Origin of the sequence: Methanobrevibacter sp., assembly GCF_045636185.1 — an archaeon.
Classification (GTDB): Archaea; Methanobacteriota; Methanobacteria; order Methanobacteriales; family Methanobacteriaceae; genus Methanocatella.
Genome location: NZ_JAZTXC010000147.1, coordinates 1 through 7,097, shown reverse-complemented (window position 1 = coordinate 7,097; position 7,097 = coordinate 1). Strand labels below are relative to the sequence as shown.

1 protein-coding gene is annotated in these 7,097 nt (G+C 33.1%); it reads left to right on the top strand.

Going from position 1 to position 7,097, the window contains the following annotated elements; genetic code table 11:
- Positions 1 to 57 precede the first annotated feature (57 nt).
- A partial coding sequence (locus ACKI3Q_RS08295) for a Cna B-type domain-containing protein (RefSeq protein WP_407416085.1) occupies positions 58 to 7,097 on the top strand: 7,040 nt, incomplete at its 3' end.

The window sequence follows — 7,097 nt, the reverse complement described above, 5'->3', positions numbered from 1 at the left end:
TAACAAATATATGAATGTATTATTAATCTGATAATACATGGATTTATGGAGGAAACTATGAGAATTAAAATAAATAAATTTATAATTATATTTATTGTATTGATTCTTAGCATGGGTGCCGTTTCAGCATCCCATGACATCGATGATAATTTATCATCAGATAGTTTATCCATATCCAATATGGATGGAGCTGTTTTTAATAATCTTGATTCTACTAATGTAAAAGATGCTAATTCAAATATTGCATCTAATTCTTCAATTTTAGGGTCTGCAATGGATTATAAGGATGGTTCCTCAGAAGGTAAAAAGAACATTTTAGGTTCTTACGACGAAGAAAATGATTATGATGGTCAAGTTATCTATGTTGATTTAAATTATGATGGCGATGGATCTCAGGATAATCCGTATCATGATATTGAACGTGCATTGGATAATATTAATGAAGATAATGCCGTAATCAATATTAAGCCTGGTGTATATACTGGCAGTAGTAATATTGGGCAGGAAATCAATTCTGATTATGAAGGACTCCTGATTAAAGCTGATGGCGGTCAAGTTATTCTTGATTGTGAGAATAATATTGAATTTTTCTTTGATATTCAAAGATATAATGTTTGTTTCAGCGGAATAACATTTATCAATAAAGGAAATCCTGACGAATCAGGTTTTAAGTTTAGTGACGGTGCCTGTGTTAAGTTTATAAACTGTACTTTCAAAAATATAGAGGCATCAGATTACCCTTTTATTAGTATCTTTAGTGGAGGGTCTTTTACTTTTAAAGACTGTAATTTCATAGAGAATACAGGGGGCTATGGTGCTTGTATTTATAGTGAATCTAGTGGTGCTTCTATTGTTATTGAAAACTGTAATTTCACTGATAATTATGGATTCTGGGATGGAGGTGCTATTTATCTCTGGGATAATTATGAAACCCTCATTAAAGATTGTACCTTCACCAGCAATCATGCAGACTATGATGCAGGTGCTATTTATTGCACAGTATGGAGTGTTACTGTTGAAGGCTGTACCTTTAGTGACAATACTGCCGGTTCTAAAGGTGGAGCAATATCCCTTGGTGAATGGGCAGACTGCATTATTAAAGACAATACCTTTGACAATAATGAAGCATCCGATGTTGGAGATGCAATATTCAATAAAGGAACCATTTCCGAATTTTCAAATAATGCAATCTCCGATGGTGCAACCAAATCAGCTATTTGTCTTCGAGATGACGGTTCAATAAATGATTTATACGTGGTATTGGCAAATAACCAGACTGTGACAACTGATTCATCTTCATCTGTTGATGTTGATGTTAGAGTAACTGATGACATGGAAAATATCATTTCAGGTAGAAATGTGGTAGTTTATAGTGATAATGAAGAAATAGGCTCCGTAACTGCAGGGGATGACTCAAAAATCAGCATTCCTTACAGACATCTTGGTAAAACAATAATAAGCGGAACTTATGAAGGTGCAAATAACTGTATTGTTAAAACCGGTACGGTTATTTTCCAGTATACTGGTCCTATTTATGTTTCAACTGATGGAAGTGATGACAATTCTGGTTCTATTGATTCACCGTTAAGAACTGTTGAAAAAGCCATATCACTTGCTACAAGAAGCAATAATGAACATTCAATTATCATCAATGAAGGAACATATTATGAAAATTCATTAGAGATTCCAAATTGTCCACTTAATATTGCAGGTTTAGGTTCTGTAATAATAAATGCAGAGCAAAACAAAATATTAAAGGTGAATAATGGTTTAACAACAATTTCCAATATAACCTTTAAAAATTCAAGAGGATCCAGTGAAAGCAAAGCTTTTGAATTCATTTATGGTTCTGAAATAAAATTTGAAAATTGTACTTTCAAAGACATTAAAATGAGTGATGATTCTCTATTTAGTATAGATAATGGTAGACAATTCACTTTTACTGACTGTACTTTCGTGGATAATGAAGGTCTAAACGGTGGATGTTTTAATATTAATGATAGATGGCCTTATGTCACGATTCAAAATTGTACTTTCATTAACAACACTGCTTCATCTAATGGTGGTGCCATTTACATCAAAACCATAACTAACAATGGAGATATAATTATTATAGATGATTGTACCTTTATCAATAATACTGCTATTAATGGTGGAGCCATATACCATGATGGCTCTTCAAGTTATCGTGGTGCTTCAATTACAAATAATGAGTTTGATAGTAATTCAGCAACAAACGCAGGAGGCAGTGTTTACAATAAAGCATCTACTACAATATTTTCAAACAACATAATTACAAATTCCAATGCTGAAACTGGAAAAAGCATCTATAATGAAGGTAAATTAAGTTCTGCTGTTGTAATATTGGCAAATAATTCTACTGTAATTGCTCCTTCCAGTCAAGCTGTTGAAATAAGTGTAGTTGTAACTGATGACATGGGAAACGTTATTTCAGGTAGAAATGTAAGAGTTTTCTATGACGGTGCCGAAGTAGACACTCTAACGGCTAGCGAAGATTTGAAAATATCCATTTCTCCTAGACATGGCGGCGATGCAATAATTAGTGGAGAGTATTTTGGTGCTGGGACTAGTAGCAGCAAGAATGCTATTATAAGATTCCCATCAATATATTTAGGTCCTATTTATGTTTCAACTGAAGGCAGTGATGATAATAATGGATCTGTTGATTCTCCTTTAAGCAGCATTAAAAAAGCAATAGAATTTGCTATGCGTGATGGTAACGAACGTTCTATTATCATTAATGAAGGAACATATCATGAAAAAACTTTGGAAATTCCAGCAAGTTACGGACTAAATATTACTGGTTTAGGCTCTGTTACAATCAATGGAAATCAAAGCAGGATATTACTCATTATGGGAGATAATTCAAATATTTCCAATATCCGTTTTGTTAATGGAAGTAATTTGGGTCAATATGATGCATCTGTTGTAATTGATGCTGAAAATGTCACTCTCGATAAATGTACATTTATTAACAATACTGGTATAAGAGGAGGAGCGCTTCATATTTCAGGAAAAAACGCTACTGTTAATGACTGTGATTTTATTAACAATAGCGGGACAAATGGTGGAGCTATTTATGTCTCAATGGCTAATTCCACAGTATCAAATTGTAGATTTGCTGATAATAAAGCCAGTCAAAATGGTGGTTCCATTTATAACGATGGAATAAACACCACATTAACAAACAATAATATTGTCGGTTCCAATGCCAGCGAAGGTAAAAAAATCTATAATCAGGGATCTTTTAAAGATTACATCATTACAGTCATGAATAATTCTACAGCAACCTGTCCTAGTTATAATACCGTAGAAGGAATATTTTCAGGATCAATATCAGTTCCTATTACTGTTACTGATGATGCAGGTAACGAGATTAGTGGAAATTATATTAATATCTTAAATAATGGGGAAACGATACTTTCAGACACATTTCTTTCAGAAGGTTTTGCTTCTGTATCAATTAATCCTCATAGAGGCAGAAATATAATTTCAGTCGATTATCCTGGTTCTGGAAAAGTATACACTGCTACGATTAATGCTAATGCTAATCCATATACAGGCATAATTTATGTTCATCCTGATGGAAATGACAATTATCCTGGTACTTTTCACAGCTGTGTAAAATCCCTTGAAGTGGCACTCCAATTGGCATCAGCTTCAACAAATCAGGCACATGAAATCTGGTTACGTGGTGGAGAACACAACATTTCCAATGTTAGAATTACAGTACCTATAAATATCCATGGTCTTGAAAATGATGAAGAATATGGTGACGTAATAGTAAATGGAAATAATAATGCAATACTGGAAATTCTTGCAGATAATGTAAATATTACCAATATTAAATTCATTAACTCAAGCAGTGCCATTAATATCCGTGCTGATAATGCCCATATTATTGATTCCAAATTTGATAATGCTTCAATTGTTACAGATTATGGTGTAGATAATACTCTTATTGACAAATGTAGCTTTTCAAATGGTGACCATAATATTTTTAGAAGTTATGATGGTAATTTAACGATTATAAATTCTAATTTTACTAATATGAGTTCAGGTCAGGGCGGTGCTTTATTAATCCATTCTCCAAATACTTTAATCGATAACTGTATTTTTGAAAATTGTAGCTCCAGTACTAGTGGTGGTGCAATTTATGGAAGCGGAGAAAATTCAGTCATATCCAACAGCCAATTCATTAATACTAATGCTAATACTGCTGGTGCTTTAGACTGGAGTTCTAATACAAATGGTCTTATTGAGAATTGTACTTTCATCAATGTTTCTTCTATGGGAAACGGCGGTGCTATAATAGATGAAAGTAAAGATACTACAATTAACAACTGTAATTTTACTAATGTTTCCGCTCAAGGTAAATACGGAGCCATGGAACTGAGAGGCATTAATCCTACTATTTCAAACAGTAGTTTTAATAATGTACATTCCGATAGTGATGTAGGTGCCATATATTTAACCAGTAAAAATCCTGGAGGTACTATAGCAAATTGTACTTTTGATAATGTAAGTGCCGGAGGATATGCTGGTGCTATTTATGCAGACAGAAAAAATGTTGTCATTACCAATTGTAGTTTTACAGATACCAGTGCAGATGAGCATGCCGGAGCCATTTTAATTGGTTTTAATAGTAAAAATTCTGAAGTTGAAAACTGCAGCTTCATAAATTCACATGCCAATACTGATGGTGGAGCCATTTGGATTAATGGTGAAGATACTGCAATCAATGATTGTAATTTTACAGCCACTAGTGCTGATGGTGATGGTGGAGCCGTTCATGTTAATGCCTTTAATACCAACATTACTGATTGTGTTTTCACTGATATTAGTGCTGATGGTGATGGTGGAGCTGTTATGATAATGATGGAGGGTTCATACTCAAATATTGAAAACTGTAACTTCTCAAATGTAAGAGCTCACAGCGGTGCAGCTATTTTCATGCATGCCAATAATGTAACTGCAGAAAATATCAATGTTCAAGGTGCCAATTCTATTGAATATGGAGCGATTGCTGTTGAAGACACTTATCATCAGCATACTTACAATGTTACCTTAAACAATATCAATATCACAGATTCCCTTTGTACAGAATTAGGTGGTGGACTCTATTGGGCAGGAAATAATGGTGTTATAAACAATACTGTTATTACAAATAGTAAATCATTCCTTGGTGGAGGAATCTATTTGAAAGGCAATAATGTTACAATTGAAAATACGGCTGTTTCCTACAATCAGGCAAATATTGGTGGAGGTATTTTCATGATTGGAAGCGATAATGCATTAATAAATTCTAATGTAACTTTCAACCATGCAACTGATGATGTTGGTGGTGTTTCATATCTCTATGATTTCACAAACAGCAGTACCAATATTTCCAAAAACACTCCTAATAATCTATCAAAAAATAATTATAAGGAGGAACCGTATTCAAATAACTCAAGTGTTGTACTTAGTTTAGATTACCAATCATACCTTATTCCACTTTCAGATGGATCCATTGGATTTTGTATAAATCCATTCCGTATGAGAGCTGCCGAAGGGGATGTCTTTATTGTTTATAAGTTTAAGAACGAACCTGTAAGAAAATTACGTTCACTTAGGGGAAGTGCAGATGATTATAATGAAACACTCATTACCAATTTTTATGATCATTCAGATGTTTCATGGTATCTCAAATACTTATTCTATGAATATGGTGATAAACTGGATTATGATCAACTTCATGAGGCTTATATACTCTTCATTCAAGGCACTGACTATAGAACAAGTACCAATCAGTTAGTTCAGACCATTATTCATAAAGTTGATGTTGAAGGAATACGTGTTCCATATACAAATGCTAAAAAAGTTATTATATTTCAAAATGGAACAAAAGTATTGCGTGAATTTAACTTCACTGTTTTGATTAATACAAATTCAACGGGTCAAAACTTGCTTTCATTAATCTTTACTGATGTTCCATTTGTTAACATCAGTGTTAATAAAGTTTGGAATGATTCTAATAATCAGGATGGAGTCAGACCGTCTGAAGTTACTGTACAATTGCTTGCAGATTATGGTGATGGTAGAGGTTTCGTTCCTGTTGACGGAGTTAATCCAGTCACTTTATCCGCAGCAAATAATTGGAAATACACATTCACAGATCTTCCAACTAATACCACCAGTAATTTAGCAATAAACTATACTGGTATGGAAAGCGAAGAAATGCGTGAAATGTTGTCATCAATAATGCAAAAAGCAAAATACGGTAACGGAACATTGATAAACTATACTATCAGTGAAATTTCAGTTGATAACTACATAACTGCAATAGCAAATAGTACCAGATATAATTTCACTGTAACAAATGTAGAAGTTACTTCCCTTAACGTTACTAAGCTTTGGAATGACAGCAATAACAAGAATGGTTTAAGACCTGGCAGTGTTACTGTTCATTTGTTTGCTGATGGTGTTTTAAACCAGACTGTAGTATTGGACGAATCTAATGGTTGGACTTGGAATTTTACTAACTTAACTGTCTATAAAAATGGTAAGAAGATTAAATATAATGTCAGTGAAGATTCTATTGGCAATTATATTACTGAATATTCCAATAACACAGAATATAACTTCACTATTACAAATATTGAGGTTACTTCTGTTAACGTTACAAAAGTTTGGAATGATAGTAATAATAAGAATGGTTTAAGGCCTTCTAGTATTACTGTGTATTTATTTGCTGATGGTGTTTTAAATCAGACTGTTGTATTGGATGAATCTAACGGCTGGAGTTATAATTTCACTAATTTACATGTGTATAAAAATGGTGAAAAGATCAAGTACAGTTTTACTGAAGATTCTATTGACTATTATATTACTGAATATTCCAATAACACAGAGTACAACTTCACTATTACAAATATTGAGGTTACTTCTGTTAATGTTACAAAAGTTTGGAATGATGGAAATAATAAGAATGGTTTAAGGCCAAGTAGTATTACTGTTCATTTGTTTGCTGATGGTGTTTTAAATCAGACTGTCATATTGGATGAATCTAATGGTTGGAGTTGGAATTTCACCAA